Consider the following 19,554-nt stretch of genomic DNA (forward strand, 5'->3'; position numbering starts at 1 on the left):
CTATCCATCTCAAGCGATCGATGTCATCGCCGCTATAGAAGCGGTATCCGCCTTCGGTGCGGGCGCTGGCCGGCAGAAAGCCGGTCTGTTCGTAATAACGGATGGCCCGGGGAGTAAGGCCGGTCATGGCGGCTGCCTGACGGATATGCATGAGTACGTTCTCCTTTCCGGCATGACCGGAATTTCGATTTGAATGTCGGAGTTCAATTCTATCGCTGTCATTAAGTCACAGATTGACATCGCTCGATGAATTTCAATCGCAAACATTATCTCAAAGATCAATCGTTGACATCTACTACCTTAAAGATCAATAACAGACATCCAGGCAAAGATATCGCATCTATCGCTAAGATTACCAGAGACATCAGATACAACAATTCATCGAAGATATTTATCGCAAACACCTAGAGCCGAAATACCCGGATTTTCAATCCATCCGTCCATGCGGTTGGCTCCATCTTACACCTTGACGCGGCGAGAAGGTCAAGCGTTCCTTAAGCACAAAAATCCAAATGGTCGGCACCGGAGTTCTAGAGGGGATATCTCCGGGCAGGTACAATGAAAGCAGAACGATAACCTTCCTAAAAGGCGGTATGTGGCATGACTAAAATCAATAATCCTATCGGCGTCATCGTGGACAGCTTCCAGCTCGGCGTTCGTCAAGGACTGCTGAAGGCCAAGGAAGTCGGAGCGGACGGCGTGCAGATCTATGCGGTCAAGGGCGAAATGGATCCCGACGTCATGGATGCCGCCCGCCGCAGGGAGCTCAAGGAATACGTCGCTTCCCTCGGCTTGCAGATTTCCGCCCTTGTGGGCGACTTGGCCGGACACGGCTTCCAGGACGCCAGGGAGAACCGCTGGAAGATCGAGAAGTCCAAGCGGATTCTCGACCTGGCGATGGATCTCGGCTGCCCGATCGTCACGACCCACATCGGCATCGTGCCGGATGACGAGAACGGCGAGATCTATCACACGATGCAAAGCGCCTGCGAGGAGCTGAGCAGCTATGCCAGCAGCATCAAAGCTTACTTCGCGATCGAGACCGGTCCGGAGCGCTCCGCCCATCTGAGGAAGTTCCTCGATACGCTCAGCACGAACGGCTTGTCCGTCAACTTCGATCCGGCCAATATGGTGATGGTGACCGGAGACGATCCGGTCCAAGGCGTCTATACGCTGAAGGATTACATCGTCCATACGCATGCCAAGGACGGCATCCGGCTGCGGGAAGTCGACCCGCGCAAAGTATACGGCATGCTCGGCTACGAGGCGATGAGCCATGAGGCGCTGGCGGCATCGGCCGAGTCCGGAGAGGACTTCCGTGAAGTTCCGCTTGGCCAAGGCGGCGTCGACTGGCCGAATTACCTCCAGGCGCTTCAGGACATCGGATATTCCGGTTACCTGACGATCGAGAGGGAAGTCGGCACACAGCCGGAACAGGATATCGCCGAAGCGGTCCGGTTCCTGAAAAGCTTCAAGTAAGCCTGATTCGGGAGGCGTCATGCGGCCGAATAGCCGATGCCGTTTGCTGTCTGCTCGAAGGTTCGATGGGAACAAGCCGAAACAGCTGAGGGAGCAGAGCAAGAAGCAATCAGAGCAATCAGAGTAACCTCAGCAGGTGCAGCATGCAAAGAGAAAGCACAGCATGCAAAGAGAAAGTGCAGCATGAACAGAAAGCAAAGCCACAAAAGAAAGCGAAGAATCCATTCCGTCAACGGAGAGGATCCTTCGCTTCTTTTTTTCGTCCATCAGACAGACTCAGACTCCCGAATGTTGCGGTCAGCCGGTGCAACTGCCCGGCGTCTGCTGCGGGAGGCTGCATATACCTTCAGGTCGGGCCAACGCGGAATGACGATGCCGGCCAGCACCAGCAGGCTTCCGGCCAGCGTAAGCAGAGAAAGCCGCTCACCCTGCAGAAGCGCGCCGAGACCGAGCGCGATGACAGGCGAAATGTACAGCCAGGTGGAGGGGAAGAAGGCGTTGGTCGCCTTGATCAGCCAGGCATAGAGGCTGTGCCCGAGCATGGAGCCGGCCACGGTCAGGTAGATCAGCGACCCGGCAGCCGGCAAGAAGTCGATTGGCTGTGACCAAGATCTCTCGGCGAAAGCGGAGAGAATCAGCAGCCCGATGCCCCCATAAATCATCTGAGCGGCGTTCAAGGCAACCGGCGGCAGCTCCGGATTGCGAAGCAGCGTCCGCCGGGTCAAGAGGCTGCCTGCCGCATAACCGAACTCTCCGAGCAGGACGAGCAGGCAGCTGACAAGCCAAATCACATTCGCCTGAGCATGAAGCTCCGGCAGCATGAGCGTGATGACGCCCAGCAGGCCGATGATGCAGCCTGCCCTCTCCAGGATGCTGGAGCGCTGCCGGAGAGCCACCGATTGCATCAGCAGGATGGCCATCGGGCCTGTAGCCGACAGGATGGCGGCCATGCCGGAATCGATATGCTGCTCGGCCCAGTATAAGACGGCAAATGTAGCGAATGTGCTGCCGGCACCGATGAAGGCGAATTCCTTGCGGAACAGCATCGAGAAACGGACCTTGCGGCGGGCGAACATCCAGCCGAACAGCAGCAGCCCGGCGGCGGTGAAGCGGATTCCTGCCGACAGGAACGGGGGCAGGCCGGCAGCCACGCCGACTTTGATGACGAGAAACGTCGTGCCGAAAATCGCGCACATGAGCAAGTAATTGAATGCAACCATCAGCGGGCCTCCTCTTTTTATTTACTATAGTGGTTGACGAATAGAACAGATTGGATAGGATTAGAACAGATAGGCTCGAATCGGGAGGAATGGGAAGTGGAGAACAACATCGCTGCCCCGGATCGGGGCAACAACGCCGTCACCAAGCTGGCGCTGATTCAAGACGAGGTGAGAAGCGGCATGGATCGGGGAGAGTGGAAGGCCGGGGAGAAGCTTCCATCAGTGAGGTCGATGGCGGAGCGGCTCGGGGTGCACCGGCTGACCGTGCTGAAAGCCTATCGGCTGCTTGAAGAGGAAGGCCTGCTTTACTCCCGGTACAAAAACGGCTATTACGTGCGTGCGCAGGTGGAAGCCAAGCCTGACACTCCGGATGGAGATGCGGCCTCGGGATGGGCTTACGCCGCCGCGCCGGGTTATGTCAACCGCAGCCGCCTTTCGGATATCCACAGCATGAAGGTCAGCCATCCGATGTCGGAGGCATTGATCGACCCTGCTCTGCTTCCGAACCGCTTTTTATCGAATCATGTGAAGCAGGTGCTGGATCTTCATCCGATGGTTCTGAGCACGTATTCCACCGTTCTAGGGGACCCGGAGCTGAGGGAGGCTTTATCCGCTTTTTTTGCCGAAGACCATGGAATCGATGTCGATGCCGGAGAGCTGCTCATCACGTCGGGGTCGCAGCAAGCGATCGATCTCGTGTCGCGCTCGCTGGTCAAGCCCGGCGACAGAGTCTTGATCGAACGGCCTACATATAGTCCGGCAATCGACGTCTTCCAGCAGCAGAACATCATTCTGCTGCCTGTCGAGCTGACGGCGGAAGGATATGACCTGGACGCTGTCGAAGCGCTGATGGAGAAGGAGAAGCCGCGCCTGTTCTATATGAACCCGACCTTCCACAATCCGACGGGCTATACGGTGCCGGCGAAGCAGCGCAAGCTGCTGGTGGAGCTGGCGGAGCGCCATGACTGCATCCTGGTGGAGGATGATGTCTATCATGATATCTACTTCGACCAGCCCCCGCCTCCGCCTTTGTTCTATTACGATACGGAGGGATATGTCGTCTATATCCGCAGCTTCAGCAAATATATCGCTCCCGGCCTGAGAATTTCCGTGCTTGCCGCGCGTCCTTCGGTCATGGAGGGAATCCGGCCGCTGAAGGCGTTGTCCGACAGCGGATCTCCGCTGCTGAACCAAAAAATATTCCAGCATTACTTTTTCTCGAGCCGCATGCAGGAGCATGTCCAGAAGCTGAGAACCGCAGTCCGCATGCGAAAGGATGTCATGGAAAAAGCGCTTGCCCGGACAGGGTGGAGCTGGGACAGCCCTGACGGAGGGCTTAACCTGTGGATTTCGCTGCCGGACGAAATCCCGGCCGATCTGCTGCTCGAGCGATGCGTGGCGCGATCGGTCTCCTTTGTGCCCGGCAGCATCTGCGATCCGCTGGGGAAGATGAACGCCAGAATCCGGCTCAGCTATTCTTTTTTGAGCGAAAAGCGGATCGCAGAGGCCGTCGAGCAGCTGATCGAGGCGGCTGAAGAGCTGCGGAGCTGATTTTTTTTGCGGATGTTGTTCAAATTCGCGGCAGGAATGGCATCTCTCTGATTAGGCCGAAGAGAAGCGAGGAGATCAGCATGGGGCACATTGCCGAAGAAGAGCGGATGGGAGTTGCAATGACAGTACGGGCTGCAGAGCCGAGACGTGCCGCGAGAGAGGAACTGGAGCTCGCGGAGCGGGCTGGCGCGGGAGATGCCGAAGCTTTCGGCGAGCTGTTCGAGCGGCACCGGCACAAGGCGCGGGGGTTGGCGGAGCGGCTCACGGGTGACGCGCATATGGCCGATGATGTCGTGCAGGATGCGCTCATCCGCGCCTTCCTTCATCTTGGGACGCTTGCCGATACGAGCCGGCTGCTGCCGTGGTTTTACCGGATCGTCCGCAACCAGGCCAACATGAAGCTGCGCCGGGGAGGGCCGTATCGCAAGGAAAGGCCGTTCAACTCTCTTGCAGCTCCCGGCGGCAGGGACGCTGCTGCCGCTGACTGGGATGATCTCGACAGCATTCTGTCCCGCTTGGCCGGTCGGGCTAGCCAGGAAGCGTCTTCCAGCCAGGATCCGGCCGCGCTGCTGCTCCGCAAGGAAACATACGAAACGATCCATGCGCTGCTCCACTGCCTGAGCGGCAAGGAAAGAGGAATCTTCACCGCTTATTTTTTCCGGCAGCACCGTCCGGAAGAAATAGCCGGGATGTACGGGATGACGACCGGATCCATCTATACGTACATTCACCGTTCCAGGCAAAAGCTGCGCCAGGAGCATATCCGGGCTTCTCTCGGCCTGATGCCGGATGCGAAGAGAGGTGCTGGAATGGAGAACGGCAAGCTGCTTGAGCTTGCGGCAGGGGAAGGAGACCAGCCCAAGCTGTTCACGCTTGCAAGCAGTCTAGGGCGAATCCTCAGGACTAATGGAGAGCCGAGGAGCGGCGCGGAACTGATGGGAACTTCCGGGCTGGCTTTCCGCATGAGCATTTCGGAGAAGACGACATTCTCGGACGGGCTTTACATCTTCGATTGGCGGTCGTCGATACAAGAGCTGATGGCAGAATACGAGTACGAGACGGCATTTTGCTGCGGGCAGCTGGCCGATTCCCCGGTACCGCTGCTGGGGGCCGTGGAGAGCTTCCCGGTCGTCCTGCCGATCGAGGAGGCGGTTCTGCCGTTCATCCGCAGCCGAATCGACGCGGGATTGCCTGTGCTCTATTTCGACACGCTGGCTTCCCGGCCATTCATCCATGAATGGTCGGTCATCTACGGTTACGACGATAAGCGCCGAATCGTGCATGTGACCGACCCCGTACAGTCGACGGGAAAAATGCTTGCGTACGAAGATGTGGCTGACAACCCGATCCGGTTTCTGGCTGCTTTTTCACGGAAAGGAAACCGCAGCCCGGTCAGCAGGCCGGCGGCGGATAGCGAGGCGGAACGCCGGTTTGCGCATGCTGTCCGCTATGGGATTTCTTTTGCCAACGAAGGATCGCGCTATCGTCCTCGAACGTCGTATTTGAGCTATGCAACGGGGCTGGCCGCCTACGATGCCTGGATCCGCCATCTGGCCGATCCCGACACGGCGCCGAACCGGTACGGCATGGGCCAGCTTGCAGCGGCCTATGCCGAGGCGAAGCGGTATGCGGGGGAGTACTTGCGAGCGGCTCCTCTGCGCGGGGAGGCCATGAGGATGGCCCTGCTGGCATCGGAGGCTTATGAGCAGACGGCGTTGGCGCTGGAAGAACTGAGCCTCCAGGTTCCTTTCGTCAAAACGGCGGAAGTGATGCCGCCCGGCTTGCGGGAGGGCTGCATCTCCCTGTTGAGGAAAGCGAAGCGGTTCGAAAGCGCCGCCGTGGGCTATATGGAACAAGCATGGAAGCGACGGATCGAGGAGAGGGATGGAGAAGATGAGGAAGCTTAGATTCATGACCGAATTTACGAATTTGAAGCGGCTTGCGGCAGCCAAGGAATCGTTCGAACAGCTTTATCCGGAGGTTGAGGTCGTCATCGAGCAGTCGGCCGATCATTTCGAGTCGCTCCGCGCTTACCGGTCGGACGAAGCGCCCGACATCATCGAATCGGGAGGCTGGGCGCTGTTCAACCGCGAGGGGATGTTCGTCGACTTGAATCCATATATCGAGCAGTCGGGGATGGAGGCGGATCTTTATTCGGGGCCGCTGGCGATTGCCCGTCATAACGGCACGCTGCCCGGACTTCCCGTCGACATGAGCGTTCCGCTGCTCGTGTTCAACAAGGAGATGTTCGACAAGGCGGGCCTGCCTTACCCGGAGGATGACTGGACCTGGGAACAATTCGTTGAAGCGGCCAAAAAGCTGACGATCCGAGGCGATGACGGTGTGGCGGTCCAGTTCGGCTTCGGCATCGGCGTGGACATCGAATGGTATGAGCCGTTTGTTTTCCGAAATGGCGGAACATATTTGTCTCCGGATGGCCGGACAGCACGCGGGTATGTGGACAGCCCCGCAACCATCGGGGCCATGCAAAATATAATCGACGCCTACCGGGTGCATGGCATTATCCGCAAGCCGAAGGAGCCATCCGCTGCCGGGCAGCTTCATGAAGGCTTTGCCATGATTTTCGGCTTCATGTGGTTTGCCGGGGATCTGATCCACCACGGCATCGACGATCGATTCGGGGTGGCAAGGCTGCCGCGATTGGCGGAAGGAAGAAACGGCAATATGATCTATATGGGCGGAGCCGGCATAACGGGCAAATCCCAGCATCCTGGCTTGGCATGGGATTTCCTCCGGCATTATCTCGTCGACAGCCATTCGTGGCCGCTGCCGATTTCCCGAAGCCAGGCGGAAGAGAGAGGCTTGCACGAGCACAGAATCTGGTCCCGCTATCTGGAGGAGCTTCAGCATGCGCAGCCGAGCGGCTTTTATTTGAATGAAAAGTGGAACTCTTCCCGTCAGCTGATCAACGAGGACATGGAGTCAATGATTGTCGACGGAGCGGATGTAGCGAAGACGCTGCGTTCATGGACCCGGTTTGCCTGAGGCGCACATGGAAGGGAAGAACATGCGGGAGGCTGCTCGAATGGAGAGATGGAGGCAAGCCGTTCGGAACAATGCGGTCTGGTGCGGAATCGTATGCGATGCCCACGGCATCGAGCATGGCTGCACAGGGGATGTGTGGCGGACAAGTACTCCAGCACCGGCTTTTTACCCGGACATGATAACGTTGGCCAGCCATATAGACCCTTCGGCAGCACAACTGCATGCCGAAGACCGGAAAAGAACTTTCATCAAGGACAGCTTCGCTTCTCTTGACCTTTTTTCTTGCGGGTATGAAATCCTGTTTGACGCAAGCTGGATCTTTCATCCGGCGGCTTCGAAGTCTGCACCGATTGCCGCCGGCTGGCGGGTAGTGTCCTCTGCTGCGGATTTTGAGCTCTGGGTCGAGGCGGCAGGCTTAGCATCGGTGCTTCATCCAGAAGCGATGGAGCGTCAGGAAGTGAAGCTGTTCATGCATGATGAAGATGGGACAAGCGCTGGGTTCATTGCAACATGCGCAGCAGATGTGGTAGGAATATCCAATGTGTGGGAGACAGGGCGTTCCGCATGGCCGGACTTTGCGCCAATCGTTTCCCGAGCTTATCCTGGCGTCGACCTGGTCGGATATGAACGAGACGGCAATTTGAGAGCCGCTCGGCAATCCGGTTGGCAGGAGCTTGGCCCTCTGCGAGTGTGGAAGCGTAAAACCTGAATGGAACGGCTTGAATCCGCGGACAGGAATGGAGCAGCGCCGCGGCTTCAAGCAAGAGGAAAAAACGGGTTGACAGGACAAAGAAAGAATCGTTATATTTTTGTTGACGGAATGAGTCAATCAACTATAAAGTTCCCCATTTTCAAACCGGGATGGGCAAGCAAAGCGCTCCTATTTTTTTGAATTAAAATTGACTGAATTAATCAATCAAAACCAAGGAGTGGAGAAAATGAAGGAAGTGAGCTTGCCCGGGGAATCGGAAGATCGGCTGACGGAATCGAATGTCAAAGCCGGTTCAAGAGCGATAGTCATCGGAGGAAGCATGGCCGGCTTGCTGGCGGCGAAGGTGCTTTCCGGCCATTACGGGGAAATCATCGTCATTGAGCGGGATGAGCTCCAGGACCGCCCGGCGAATCGGCCCGGAGTGCCTCAGGATCATCATCCGCATCGGCTGCAGCATCTCGGCAAAGGCGTTTTGGAAACTCTATTTCCCGGCTGGAGGGAGGATCTGCTTGCCCAAGGAGCCTATGAACGCGAAGGGAAAGAGATGCATCTGATCTCCCCGCTTGCGTCGCTGCAGTTTCCATACGAGAAGGATGAAGGCTGTTCCCGTCCTCTGCTGGAATGGGTCATCCGGCGCAGAGTGGCGGCCGAGCCGCGAATTCAGGTGCTTCAAGGCCATGAAGCGGTTTCCCTGCTGACACGGAAGAAGGGGAATAAGCTTGCGGTTACGGGAGCCAAGGTAAAGGAAAAGCGGTGCAGCGACAGCCGGGACCTCGAAGCGGCTCTCGTTGTCGATGCCTCCGGACGTTATTCACGTCTGCCTGCATGGCTGGAAGAGCTCGGCTGCGGAAAACCGGATACGGAAATCCTGCACACGCGGCTTGCCTACAGCACCAGGCACTACCGCATCCCGGAGTCTTTGAAAGACCGCTACAGCACCGTTCTTATCGAAGGCGATCCGTCGCTTGCCGAAGGCTCGGGCGTCTTCAGCCCGATCGAGGGCGGGTTGGCGGAGACGACGATTTACGGCGCCGGAGGGCATTACCCGCCGGTGGATCCGGCAAGGTACGAACCGGCTGCGGCCAAGCTGATTCATCCCATGCTCGCGGAAATTCTCGCCCAGCTCGAGCCGGTCGGCAATCCGAGAGGGTTCCGCATGCCGGAATGCCGGCTGAATCAGTATGGAGAGATGCCGGAGTGGCCGTCCGGCCTGCTCGCGATCGGGGATTCGATCTGCAGCTTTGATCCTATTTACGGCCAAGGAATTTCCGTTGCGGCAGCGGAGGCGATGGAGATGGGGAAAGCCTTGCAGGAAGCAGGCAGGGAGAGCGATCCGAGATGGGAGCTTCATGTGCAGCAGCGTTTCGGCAAAATCATTCTTCCGGCTTGGTGGACGATTGTCGTCGCGGACTTGAGATGGCCGGGGGTGACTTATGAAGGCTCCTTCTCCGGACGGGGCATACGTTTTTGCCAGGAATACCTCGACATTGTGCGCCGGCAGGCGCTGCAGGGCGGGGACATGGAGCTGTTCGGCCTGCTGATGGGCGTTCAGGGCTTGGATCTGCCGCCTTCCGCTTTGTTCGGAGAGGAGGCGGTCCGAATGGTGGTAAGCCGCAGCAAGCAGGAGGCCTGGCTGGAGAAGCAGCTGGATGATGGAGAGACATTGGGATTTTTCCTGCAGCGGAGCTTCCCCGTGTTCCACCCGGCAAGCCATGCGGAAGCAAACAGATGATTGCTCCTCATGAAGGATTAGGGTAAGGTTAGGAAAAACAGGCATTAGTCGGATTGAGGTCGAAGACGCATGGCTCCTTACAACGAAGACCAGCTTAACCAGATTCGCGACGAGCGCAGGGAGCAGATTCTCGCGGCCGCCCTGGGAGTATTCGCCCGTCGCGGTCCTGCGCTGACCAAGATGAGCATGATTGCGGCAGCAGCAGGCATCAGCCACGGCCTGCTGTACCACTATTTCAAGTCCAAGGATGAGCTGTTCACCGAGCTGGTGCGCAGGGCGATGGAAGGAGCGAGCCAAGGAGTCGGGGACATGCTGGACCATCCCGGGACCGTGACCGGCAAGCTGAGGCATTTTCTTCAGGATGCGATGACGGAGGAGGCGCGGCTGTCCTTCCTGTTGATTCATCAGACGCGGGCTTCGGAAGGGGTCCCCGAGGAGGCGCGGATGATCATCGGGGATTACTCCATCCTCTGGTTTGTCGAAAGGCTCAGGCCGCTGTTTCTCGAAGGCCAGCGAACCGGCGAAATCGCCGGCGATGATGCGGACCTGCTTATCTCGGGGCTGCTGACGGCGATGAGCGGATCCATGATCCTGCACGCGAGCGACGAGCAGAATATCCCGCTGCTGAATCCCGATCATTTGCTCCGGATGGTGCTTGCCCCCGGACATATCCAGCCGCTATGACCGGCGCCATCCATCGAAAAAACGGCCGTCCAAACCGAGCTTCGCTCGCTGGACGGCCGTTTTTTCATTTTCATCGGATGCGGCTTGGGTTTAGGAACGCCCTTTGTTCAGCAGTTCCCAGCGGTAGACGTATTCGAACAGAAACTCGAACGACTCCAGATGGCGCTTGGCCTCGAATGCGTTTGCTCCCCAGGCGTAGATGCCGTGCTTGCGCAGCAGGATTCCCGGCAGGCGCGGATTCAAGTGATCCGTTACTTCGGGCACGATGCGGGGAATATCGGCGTAGTTAGGCACGATGGGAATGTCGATATGCGCCTCTTCCTCCCAAATGCCGAGCCCTTTGATAAGCTCGACGCCGGTAACCGGAACGCTCCGGCGCTCCCAGAAATATTCCGAGACGAGATTGCTGTAGACGGAATGGATATGGAAAATCGCTCCGCAGCCGGTGAGACGGTAAATCTCGCAGTGGATCAGCGTCTCCGCCGAAGGCTTGAGCGAGGTCGCTTCGCTGGCCTTTCCGTTTTGGTCCACGAGCAGGAAGTCTTCCGGCGTGGACTTGGACTTGTCCTTGCCGCTCGCCGTGACGGCGAACTGGAAGCGCCCCGGATTGAATTCGCCTACGCGGACGGACAGATTGCCGCTCGTACCGGGGAACCAGCCCCGTCCGGCGAACAGCTCCTTCACTTCGGAGAGCTCGGCGAAAGCTCTCTGCTTCTCTTCGAGTTTAATCGGGGAATCCATGTAATCGGTCATGGCCGTTCACCTGCTTTCTGAAGTTGCTGCCGCTCTTTGAGACTGGCGACCACGTCGTGGAAAGTCGTGAATTCCACATGCGGAAGACCAAGCTCTCGGCATTTGGTCGTGAGATGGGAGCGGGAGAAGACGAGATCGGCCAGCTTGGCGCCTTCAAAATCGGTCACGCTGTCCCCGATCAGAATCCGGTCGTGCTTGTCGGCCGCGAAGCGGCGGATGACGGCTGTTTTGCACATGCCGCACTGTCCGTTCGGACATTCCTCATCGCAGCTGTGCGGCCAGAGAATCTCGATGTTCTCTCCGCTGAAGTCGCTGCTGTTGCAGTAGATGTGGTCTTCCGGAATGCCGAAGCGGGACAGCAGCGGATAGACGAAAAAGTCGATGCCTCCGCTCGTGACGAAAAACTCGATATTCTCCCCCTTGCAGTAGTCGAGCAGTTCCTGGAAGCCGGCGCGAATGACGGCATTGGAGATCGAGTAGTCGATCACCTCGTCCTTGAGCGCGGCAGGCAGGAGGCGAAACATCTCGCCGACGCCCTGCTTGATCGACTTGCGCTGGTCGATGGTATCCTGGGCGATCTGTTCCCAGCCTTCGGGATTGAAGCGGCGGATGATGGCGATAATGTTGTCGTTCTCCGTTATCGTGCCGTCGAAGTCGCAGAAAATAACCGGCCTGCGGGCTGCCTCGGCGCTCGAGGAGACAGGGAAGCCGGATTCGGTTAAGGATGAGGTCATGAAGACAAGCCTTCTTTCATGCGGGATTGTTCTCGAAGAGAAGGATGCCTCGGGCAGCCCTCTGCTTTCGACTCCAGGCAATGGGCTTCGCACGGCAAATACGGCAAAGCCTTTCAAGCCTGTACAAGAAGAAAGCATACCACATGCTTGTCTTCTTCTCTACGCCGAAATGGCCGCCTCTTGAAGGGGCGGCCATTTCGACGGAACGGAAAGTCAGCCTTCGCGAACGCCCCAGGCCTTGATGGCAGCGGCAAGCTCTTCTCGTCCGGAAGCGGAGGCCGCTTCCTGGAGAGACACTCCCTCCAGCGACGCGTCGATCGCCTGGCGGAATGCGCGGCCGCCGGCCGCCGCTCCCATCGGATGGCCATGGACGCCGCCGCCTGCGTTCACGACGACTTCGCTTCCGAAGTCTCTCAGAATCAGCGGCACGAGTCCCGGATGGATGCCGGCAGACGGCACGGGGAAGCTTGTCCTTGCCGGAGGAGCAGGATCAAGCAGCGCTTCCTTGATCGCCATGTTCTCCTGCTTCGGCATGACGACGGAGCCGTACGGTGACGGGAAGAGAACCAGGTCCGCGCCTGCCAGCCGCATGAGCTTGCCGAGAAGCAGCGAAGCGGAGATTCCATAGTGCGGGGACGGATAGAAAGCGCCCGCCAGCGCGGGATGCGCCGCGATCGGCACGTTGATGTCCGGATCGCTGCTCAGCTCGTGAAGAACGTCGTAGCCGTAGGAAAGAACGTTGAACAGCAGGGCGTTGGCGCCTTCCGAGATTGCGGTGCGCGCCTGCTCGGCGAGCTTGGAGGTCGGTCCGGTCAGATTGACGGCATACAGCAGCTTCTGTCCGGTATGCTCCGACGCTCTGCGAGCGGCTTCCATGCAGACGGCAACACGGCGGCGGATGCCGATTTCCTCGTTCTCGAACAGGATTTCATCATCCTTGATGAGATCCACTCCGCCGAGCGCCTGCTGGTAGAACTGCTCCTCCAGTCCTTTCAGGTCATGGCCGATGACCGACTTGAAAATGCTCATCAGCAGCGGCCGGTCATGGACGCCGAGCAGCTCCCGCACGCCTTCGATGCCGAACTTCGGTCCGGGGAAGGCGCTTCGGAAGCTCTCGGACACATCGAGATCGAGCAGCCGCACGCGGCCGTCCATCGACAGCTTGCCGAACACGGTGACGAGCAGGGCGGGAATATCCCGGCTGAAGTTGATGTCGGGATAGGCGATCCGGATATCGGCATAGCGCGATCCCGGCGTGCCGTCGCCCTCATGGACGTCGATGGAGACCGTGCGTCCCAGATGCTTTTCCATTTCGGCCTTCCGTGCGTCGGGAAGCTCGGTCCAACTGCCGACCGTCAAGCCTACGGCGATGGAGTCCGCTTTTTTGCTGAAATCCGCCTTGTCGTCATGGACACGGTAAAGGGCGGTGCACATGCCTGGAATGGCGATGTTACGTTTGCTCTCGTTCACCAAGAACGCTCCTTTCGATCTCGCGGCCAATCTCATCCGCACGCTGTGCGGACTTTTTCATTCCGGCCTTGAAAAATTCGGCGACGCGATGCTCCTGCATCAGCTGGATCGCCGCTTGAGTCGTGCCGTTCGGGCTGGTCACCTTGCGCCTCAGCTCGGCCGGCCGCTCGCCGGTCGCCCGCATCATTTCGGCGGCGCCGAGCACGGTCTGAACGGTAAGCTCGCGCGAGGAATCGCTGTCGAGTCCCATTTCCATCCCGGCTTCGATCATGGCTTCCATAATATAATACAAATAGGCCGGTCCGCTACCCGACAAGCCGGTGACGGCTTCCAGCAGCCGCTCCTCCACGACCGTGATGAGGCCGATCGAGCGGAACAGCTGCTCCACGGCCGCCCGCTGCTCCCTGTCCGTCTCGGGCGAATAGCTCAGCGCCGTCGCGCCGAGGCCGATCGTGCTGGACGTGTTGGGCATCGTCCGGGCGACGGCGGCTTTCGTCCCGAGCAGAGCCTGGATCGTGCGGATCGACAAGCCTGCGATGAGGGAGACGATCAGCTTGCTGCCGTCGATGAGATGGGAGATGGAGCGCAGAGCTTCCTCGGCATCCTTGGGTTTCATGCTGAGCACGATGACGTCTGCGCCGGCCAGCATCGCCTCTTTCTCCTCCGGAGTGTCGGCGGTCAGAACGCCGTAAGCCGAGCGGAGCTCGGTCAGCCTGGAGCCGCCGCTGCGGTTGAACATGCCGATGCGCGAGGCTCCGCACAGTCCGCGGGATATCATGCCGCGGGCGACGGCTTCGGCCATGGAGCCGGCTCCGAAGAAGCAGTAGCTAAGCGTTTCCGGCTGGGCGAATGCGGCGGGAGCTCCCGCCGAGGTTGGGAATGGTGAATTCAAACTAGTCGTCCTCCTTAACGGTCCTTGACGGCTTTCAGCCTCTGATCTGGCCGGTGCCCTGGATGCGGTATTTCGTCGATGTAAGCGCCGGCAGACCCATCGGTCCCCGTACATGAAGCTTTTGCGTACTGATTCCGATCTCGGCTCCATAGCCGAATTCGAAGCCGTCCGTGAAACGGGTGGAGGCGTTGTGATAGACGGCCGCGGCGTCCACTTCATTCAGAAATCGTCCTGCGGCATCGGCATCGGGCGTCACGATGCACTCGGAATGGCGGGTGCCGTACCGCGAAATATGGTCCAGCGCCTCGTCCAAGCTGTCCACGACGCGAATGTTGAGAATATAGTCGTTGTACTCCGTCGCATAGTCGGCTTCGCCGGCCGACGCCATCTCGACCGCGCTCCCCGCTAAGCGGCGAGCCTCGTCGCAGCCTCTCAGCTCGACTCCGGCTTCGACAAGCGCTGCAGCAAGAGGAGCCAGGCCGCGCTCGGCATAGCGGGCGTGGACGAGCAGCGTCTCCATGGAGTTGCAGACGGATGGACGCTGGGCTTTGGCATTGACGGCAATGGAGGCCGCCATGGCTAGATCGGCTTCCGCATCGACATAAGTATGGCAGATTCCTGCCCCCGTCTCAATGACGGGCACGGTGGCGTTCTCGATGACATTGCGGATCAGAGCCGCGCCGCCGCGAGGAATGATGACGTCGAGCAGGCCGTTCAGCTTGAGCATGGCGTCCGCGGATGCGCGGCTCGGGTCCTCGATCAGCTGGAGCGCTTCCGGCGGCACGGCTGTCGCTTGCAGCGCTCCGCGGAGCACTTCCACGACGCGCCGGTTCGTATGGAGGGCGGCGCTTCCTCCGCGAAGAACGACGCTGTTGCCGGTTTTCAGGCAAAGGGCCGCGGCGTCCACCGTGACGTTGGGACGGGCTTCATAGATCATGCCGATGACGCCGAGCGGCACGGACACCTGCTCGATGTGGAGCCCGTTCGGGCGTTGTATCGTCTGCACGGTCCGTCCGACGGGGTCTCCAAGGGCGATGACCTCCCGGACTCCTTGGGCGATCGCTGCGATCCGCTCGGCATTCAGAGCGAGCCGGTCGAGCAGGGAAGGGGCGGTGCCGGCTTCGCGTCCGCGCTCCAGATCCAGGGCATTGGCCTCCAGAATGCTGTCCGTTTCCGCGATCAGCGAGGCAGCCATCGCCTCCAATGCCCGGTTTTTCTCGGCCGTGGCCAGGCTGCCCAGTTTTCGGGCGGCTTGCTTTGCGAGCGAGGCTTTGACGGCCGCTTCGGATGCGGCGTTTTTTTGCTCTATCGTCATGTTTCATTCTCCTTTCAAGTTTAGGGCTGCAGCTCGGGATGCATTTGCTTGCCGCTTCGCAGGGCAAGATGCGCCTGCCGCTTCGCTTGCAGTCGGCTTGAAGAGCGCCGCTGCGCGCAGAGTTGGCTTGAAGTGCGCCGCTGCGCGTGCAGCCGATCTTCCGATCGCTGTTCCCGCCGGATTCCCTGATTCTCATGGTCAGGGGAAGGAATCCTCCGGAAAAGGCGACCGCTGACGCTTCTCCAGACCCGGCTGGCACGCTTCGCGGGCCATGGTGTTATGCTCGCTGCGCAGGCAAGATATGCTGCCGCTTCGCTTGCAGTCGGCTTGAAGTGCGCCGCTGCGCGTGCAGCCGATCTTCCGATCGCTGTTCCCGTCGGATTCCCTGATTCTCATGGTCAAGGGAAGGAATCCTCCGGAAAAGGCGACCGCTGTCGCTTCTCCAGATCCGGCTGGCACGCTGCGCGGGCCACGGCGCTATGCTCGCTGGGCAGGCAAGATATGCTGCCGCTTCGCTTGCAGTCGGCTTGAAGTGCGCCGCTGCGCGCAGAGTCGGCTTGAAGTGCGCCGCTGCGCGCAGAGTCGGCTTGAAGTGCGCCGCTGCGCGTAGAGTTGGCTTGAAGTGCTCCGCTGCGCGTGCAGCCGATCTTCCGATCGCTGTTCCCGTCGAACTCCCTGATTCTCATGCTCAAGGGAAGGAATCCTCCGGAAAAGGCGACCGCTGTCGCTTCTCCAGATCCGGCTGGCACACTGCGCGGGCCGTGGCGCTCTGCTCGCTGCGCAGCCAAGATATGCTGCCGCTTCGTTTGCAGTCAGCTTGAAGTGCGAAGCTGCGCATACAGTCGGCTTGAAGTGTTCCGCTGGCCGTGCAGCGGGTAAAGCGGCGTTACTTGCGAGTCAATTCGCGTTGACTCACGTTAAGCTTCGTTATTTTTTCGCTATGCTGCGTTACTTTTGTCAAACAGCGTTATGCACGCGTCAAGCGGCGTCGAATTCGCGACAGCCTAGCGGACAGAGGCCGTCTGAGTCTCCGCGAAGCGGTTCCTCCATCTGATAATCCCAGCGTAGCGAGCCGGCCAATCCATAGAAGCGCCAGCGTTCGCCTTTGCTGATGTATTCTGGCCGCTGACCCAAAAAATTCAGAGAATACATCAGCAACAGCGATCGGAGGATGGCCGGCCCGCGCAGCGTTCCAGAGGATGGCTCCGCGCAGCTGTCCAGAGGATGGCTCCGCGCAGCGTTCCGAATTTGGCATCGTTCATTTCAGCGTAATCCACTCATCGCGATGAATAACCTCGATCCGCTGCACGTCGATGCGCCGCTTAGCTTCCTCCGAGCCGAGGCCGGCGACGGCGCGAAGCTGCCAGGCGGCATAATTGACGATGCCGCGGCCGACCAGCGAGCCGTCCCGGTCCTGCACCTCGATGACATCGCCGGGGTGGAAGTCGCCGGTGACATTCGTCACGCCGGCAGGAAGGAGGCTTTTGCCGCCCGCTACAAGAGCGCTACAAGCGCCTTCGTCGACCTTGATGCTGCCGGAGGGCATGGAGTGGAACCCGAGCCATTGCTTCTTTACGGGAAGACTATGCTCGCGGGAGGTGAAATAGGTGCCTTTGCCGCGTCCCTCGGCCGCGAGCACCAGATCTCCCGGCTCCGATACCCGTCCGACGAATGCCGGCACTCCGCCGCGCATCGCGATGCGGGCCGCCTCGATCTTGGAGCGCATGCCTCCCGTGCCGACGGCGGAGCCGGCGCCTCCGGCCAGGCTCATGAGCTCGCCGGTGATTTCCTCGACGCGCTCGATCTTGCGGGCGTCCGGATTATGGCGGGGATCGGCGGTATAGAGGCCGTCCGTGTCCGTGACAATAATCAGCTTGCGAGCCTTTACGAGATTCGCGACGAGCGCCGACAGCATGTCGTTGTCCCCGAACTTCAGCTCGTCGGTCGATACGGTGTCGTTCTCGTTGATGACGGGAACGGCCCGCTGGCGCAGCAGCTCCTCGATCGTCATCATGGCGTTGCGTCCCCGGTCGCGGCTGCTGAAATCGTGGCGGGTAAGCAGCACTTGCGCGCAGGTGACGCCTCCGGTCGCAAAGGCTTCCTGATAGGCCTGCATGAGCAGCGCCTGGCCGACGGCTGCGGCCGCCTGTTTTTCATGGAGCAGCCTGGGACGCGACTTGTACCCGATGACGCTGAAGCCGGCTGCGACAGCGCCGGAAGTGACCAGCAGCACCTCATGGCCCTGAGCATGAAGCTTGCCCAGCTCTCCGGCGTAAAAAACCATGTTTTCTTTATTGAGTCCGCCCTCGGGGCTCGTCAGCGAGCTGCTACCGATCTTGACGATGATTCTTTCCTTCGGCATCCCCCGAACCTCCTGTCTATCCGTGCAGTTCTTGTGAATCAACCTGAAGCTGGGCGAAAAACAAATAGGCTTCCGTCCTCAAAAAGGACGAAAGCCTATGCTTCCGCGGTACCACCTTCGCTTGGGCGGCATGAATGCCGTCCCACTCCGGACCCTTGTAACAGAGGGCGCTGTCCGGCTCGTCGCCGGCCGCTCCGGGATGGGTGCAGGCGATACGGCACGATAGCCTCTCCCAGCCGATGGAGGCTACTCTCTGGCGCGCCGCTGTGACGCCTGGCGGTTCCCTTCATTGCGAATGTCGGTTTTCAGTTGCACTTAGAATACCATGCCTCTTTGCTGCTGTAAAGCGGCGGACCGTCCTCCCTAAGAGAACAAGCCCAGCTTGCCGATCCGGAGGATCGCTTCCTTCAGCCGTTCTTCGCTGCTCAGCAGCCCGAGCCGCACGTAGCCTTCGCCATGCGTGCCGAAGCCGATGCCGGGAGCGACGACGACGTCGGCCTGCTCCAGAAGCAAGTCCGCGAACGATTCCGAAGTATGGCCGTCCGGGACGGGCAGCCAGCAGAAGAAGGAGCCGCCCGGACGCGCAGCCTTCCAGCCGATTTCGTCCAGTGCGGAGAAGACGGCCTCGCGGCGGGATTGATAGAGGGCGTTGAGCTCCGCCACCGACTGCTGCGATCCTGTCAGGGCGGCGGAAGCGGCTTCCTGGATGCCGCCGAACAGGCTGCAGTAGTAGTGGTCCTGAATCGTATTGATCAGCTCAATGACGGCAGCGTTGCCAAGCGCGAAGCCGACCCGCCAGCCGGCCATGTTATACGTTTTGGAGAGGGTGTAGAATTCGACTCCGACCTCTTTGGCGCCGGGAGTCTGCAGGAAGCTTACCGGCCGCTTGCCGTCGAAGCCGAGAGCGCCGTAAGCGAAGTCGCTGGAAACGACGATGCCGTTCGCGGCGGCGAATTCAACCGTCTGCTTGTAGAATTCCGGCGTCGCCACCGCTCCGGTCGGATTGTTCGGGTAGTTGATGAACATGAGCTTGGCGTCGCGGCGGTCTTCTTCGGATACCTGGCTGTAATCCGGCAGGAATGCGTGACTCTCCAGCAGCGGCATGAACGACATCCTCGCGCCGGCGAGCGAAACGCCGGACCAATAGTCGGGGTAGCCCGGATCCGGCACAAGGCACAGATCGCCGGGATTGAGCAGGCACTGGCTGATCTCGATGAGCCCGGTCTTGCCGCCGAACAGGATGGCGACTTCCGTTTCGGGATCAAGCTCGACTCCATAATCCTCCTTATAGCGCTTCGCGACCGCTTCCTTCAGGAAAGGAAAGCCGCGGAAGGGAGGATACTTGTGATACTTGGGATCGGCGGACGCCTTCTGCATCGCTTCCACGATATGGGAGGGGGTCGGCGTATCGGGATTGCCTTGGCCCAGGTTGATGACGTCGCGGCCTTTGGCCGCCTGGGCGTTCGCCTTGCCGACCAGCTTGGCGAAAAATTGTTCAGGCAGCCCTTGCAGCCGCTCGGCAGGCTGAATATCGATCAGCGCGCGGCTGCCGATGGGGTTGGTCATGTGCGGTCACTCCAATTCAATATGCTTCGGGACGGTCCGGCATAGCCGCAGCCGCCGCTTGTATGAAGCCATGGTATC

The 19,554-nt window shown here is 59.6% G+C and carries 18 protein-coding genes; 7 read left to right on the top strand and 11 right to left on the bottom strand.

Going from position 1 to position 19,554, the window contains the following annotated elements; genetic code table 11:
• Nucleotides 1-151, bottom strand: a 151-nt coding sequence (locus VE23_RS26920; protein WP_198156126.1) for a helix-turn-helix domain-containing protein, incomplete at its 3' end; no start/stop codon positions are given.
• Nucleotides 152-600: 449 nt separating this feature from the next.
• Between VE23_RS26920 and VE23_RS02940 the strand changes: the two genes are divergently transcribed.
• Nucleotides 601-1,479: a sugar phosphate isomerase/epimerase family protein gene (locus tag VE23_RS02940; RefSeq protein ID WP_049867248.1), complete on the top strand. Its 879-nt coding sequence runs from the start codon at nucleotides 601-603 to the stop codon at nucleotides 1,477-1,479.
• 266 nt (nucleotides 1,480-1,745) lie between these two features.
• Here the strand turns inward: VE23_RS02940 and VE23_RS02945 are convergent, their stop codons facing one another.
• Nucleotides 1,746-2,699: a DMT family transporter gene (locus VE23_RS02945; protein WP_049867249.1), complete on the bottom strand. Its 954-nt coding sequence runs from the start codon at nucleotides 2,697-2,699 to the stop codon at nucleotides 1,746-1,748.
• A 96-nt stretch (nucleotides 2,700-2,795) separates the two neighbouring features.
• Between VE23_RS02945 and VE23_RS02950 the strand changes: the two genes are divergently transcribed.
• The 6 genes from VE23_RS02950 to VE23_RS02975 all read left to right on the top strand — a co-directional run bounded on the left by VE23_RS02950 (nucleotide 2,796) and on the right by VE23_RS02975 (nucleotide 10,384).
• Nucleotides 2,796-4,250, top strand: coding sequence for an aminotransferase-like domain-containing protein (locus tag VE23_RS02950; protein WP_232316776.1), 1,455 nt, complete (start codon nucleotides 2,796-2,798; stop codon nucleotides 4,248-4,250).
• Nucleotides 4,251-4,330: 80 nt separating this feature from the next.
• A complete protein-coding gene (locus VE23_RS02955) occupies nucleotides 4,331-6,157 on the top strand; it encodes an RNA polymerase sigma factor (RefSeq protein ID WP_049867250.1) in 1,827 nt (608 codons plus the stop codon).
• A 4-nt stretch (nucleotides 6,158-6,161) separates the two neighbouring features.
• Nucleotides 6,162-7,256, top strand: a complete 1,095-nt coding sequence (locus VE23_RS02960; RefSeq protein WP_048749244.1) for an extracellular solute-binding protein — start codon at nucleotides 6,162-6,164, stop codon at nucleotides 7,254-7,256.
• A gap of 40 nt (nucleotides 7,257-7,296) precedes the next feature.
• Nucleotides 7,297-7,965, top strand: coding sequence for a hypothetical protein (locus VE23_RS02965; protein WP_049867251.1), 669 nt, complete (start codon nucleotides 7,297-7,299; stop codon nucleotides 7,963-7,965).
• Nucleotides 7,966-8,194: 229 nt separating this feature from the next.
• Nucleotides 8,195-9,700, top strand: a complete 1,506-nt coding sequence (locus VE23_RS02970) for an NAD(P)/FAD-dependent oxidoreductase (RefSeq protein WP_049867252.1) — start codon at nucleotides 8,195-8,197, stop codon at nucleotides 9,698-9,700.
• Between the two features lie 69 nt (nucleotides 9,701-9,769).
• The gene (locus VE23_RS02975) at nucleotides 9,770-10,384 is read left to right on the top strand and encodes a TetR/AcrR family transcriptional regulator (RefSeq protein ID WP_021880708.1); all 615 of its coding nucleotides are present in this window, start codon (nucleotides 9,770-9,772) and stop codon (nucleotides 10,382-10,384) included.
• Nucleotides 10,385-10,474: 90 nt separating this feature from the next.
• On the opposite strand, the gene mtnB is transcribed toward VE23_RS02975, so the two are convergent.
• The 9 genes from mtnB to VE23_RS03020 all read right to left on the bottom strand — a co-directional run bounded on the left by mtnB (nucleotide 10,475) and on the right by VE23_RS03020 (nucleotide 19,476).
• Nucleotides 10,475-11,137, bottom strand: coding sequence for a methylthioribulose 1-phosphate dehydratase (gene mtnB, locus VE23_RS02980; RefSeq protein ID WP_232316778.1), 663 nt, complete (start codon nucleotides 11,135-11,137; stop codon nucleotides 10,475-10,477).
• Complete coding sequence (locus VE23_RS02985; protein ID WP_049867253.1) at nucleotides 11,134-11,871, bottom strand: 2-hydroxy-3-keto-5-methylthiopentenyl-1-phosphate phosphatase; 738 nt, start codon at nucleotides 11,869-11,871, stop codon at nucleotides 11,134-11,136. Before VE23_RS02985 ends, mtnB begins: the two co-directional genes overlap by 4 nt.
• A gap of 213 nt (nucleotides 11,872-12,084) precedes the next feature.
• Nucleotides 12,085-13,314: a 2,3-diketo-5-methylthiopentyl-1-phosphate enolase gene (locus VE23_RS02990; RefSeq protein ID WP_127506633.1), complete on the bottom strand. Its 1,230-nt coding sequence runs from the start codon at nucleotides 13,312-13,314 to the stop codon at nucleotides 12,085-12,087.
• A 7-nt stretch (nucleotides 13,315-13,321) separates the two neighbouring features.
• Complete coding sequence (proC, locus tag VE23_RS02995; RefSeq protein WP_232316780.1) at nucleotides 13,322-14,233, bottom strand: pyrroline-5-carboxylate reductase; 912 nt, start codon at nucleotides 14,231-14,233, stop codon at nucleotides 13,322-13,324.
• A 34-nt stretch (nucleotides 14,234-14,267) separates the two neighbouring features.
• Nucleotides 14,268-15,548: a glutamate-5-semialdehyde dehydrogenase gene (locus VE23_RS03000; protein WP_049867254.1), complete on the bottom strand. Its 1,281-nt coding sequence runs from the start codon at nucleotides 15,546-15,548 to the stop codon at nucleotides 14,268-14,270.
• A 198-nt stretch (nucleotides 15,549-15,746) separates the two neighbouring features.
• Complete coding sequence (locus VE23_RS03005; RefSeq protein WP_157053897.1) at nucleotides 15,747-15,950, bottom strand: hypothetical protein; 204 nt, start codon at nucleotides 15,948-15,950, stop codon at nucleotides 15,747-15,749.
• Nucleotides 15,947-16,240, bottom strand: a complete 294-nt coding sequence (locus VE23_RS03010; protein ID WP_049867256.1) for a hypothetical protein — start codon at nucleotides 16,238-16,240, stop codon at nucleotides 15,947-15,949. The genes VE23_RS03005 and VE23_RS03010 overlap by 4 nt, the downstream gene beginning before the upstream one ends.
• 566 nt (nucleotides 16,241-16,806) lie before the next feature.
• Nucleotides 16,807-17,910, bottom strand: coding sequence for a glutamate 5-kinase (gene proB / locus VE23_RS03015; protein WP_048749251.1), 1,104 nt, complete (start codon nucleotides 17,908-17,910; stop codon nucleotides 16,807-16,809).
• A gap of 363 nt (nucleotides 17,911-18,273) precedes the next feature.
• Nucleotides 18,274-19,476 (bottom strand): pyridoxal phosphate-dependent aminotransferase, encoded by a 1,203-nt coding sequence (locus VE23_RS03020; RefSeq protein WP_049867257.1) that lies wholly within the window; start codon nucleotides 19,474-19,476, stop codon nucleotides 18,274-18,276.
• Nucleotides 19,477-19,554: the final 78 nt, after the last annotated feature.

Origin of the sequence: Paenibacillus sp. D9, from assembly GCF_001188365.1 — a bacterium.
GTDB lineage: Bacteria > Bacillota > Bacilli > Paenibacillales > Paenibacillaceae > Paenibacillus_O > Paenibacillus_O humicus.

Excerpts from the sequence above, each read along its gene's own strand:
- VE23_RS02940 (WP_049867248.1), top strand. The coding sequence starts at position 601 with ATGACTAAAATCAATAATCCTATCGGCGTCATCGTGGACAGCTTCCAG.
- VE23_RS02945 (WP_049867249.1), bottom strand. The coding sequence starts at position 2,699 with ATGGTTGCATTCAATTACTTGCTCATGTGCGCGATTTTCGGCACGACG.
- VE23_RS02955 (WP_049867250.1), top strand. The coding sequence starts at position 4,331 with ATGGGGCACATTGCCGAAGAAGAGCGGATGGGAGTTGCAATGACAGTA.
- VE23_RS02960 (WP_048749244.1), top strand. The coding sequence starts at position 6,162 with ATGACCGAATTTACGAATTTGAAGCGGCTTGCGGCAGCCAAGGAATCG.
- VE23_RS02965 (WP_049867251.1), top strand. The coding sequence starts at position 7,297 with ATGGAGAGATGGAGGCAAGCCGTTCGGAACAATGCGGTCTGGTGCGGA.
- VE23_RS02970 (WP_049867252.1), top strand. The coding sequence starts at position 8,195 with ATGAAGGAAGTGAGCTTGCCCGGGGAATCGGAAGATCGGCTGACGGAA.
- VE23_RS02975 (WP_021880708.1), top strand. The coding sequence starts at position 9,770 with ATGGCTCCTTACAACGAAGACCAGCTTAACCAGATTCGCGACGAGCGC.
- mtnB (WP_232316778.1), bottom strand. The coding sequence starts at position 11,137 with ATGACCGATTACATGGATTCCCCGATTAAACTCGAAGAGAAGCAGAGA.
- VE23_RS02985 (WP_049867253.1), bottom strand. The coding sequence starts at position 11,871 with ATGACCTCATCCTTAACCGAATCCGGCTTCCCTGTCTCCTCGAGCGCC.
- VE23_RS03000 (WP_049867254.1), bottom strand. The coding sequence starts at position 15,548 with ATGACGATAGAGCAAAAAAACGCCGCATCCGAAGCGGCCGTCAAAGCC.
- proB (WP_048749251.1), bottom strand. The coding sequence starts at position 17,910 with ATGCCGAAGGAAAGAATCATCGTCAAGATCGGTAGCAGCTCGCTGACG.
- VE23_RS03020 (WP_049867257.1), bottom strand. The coding sequence starts at position 19,476 with ATGACCAACCCCATCGGCAGCCGCGCGCTGATCGATATTCAGCCTGCC.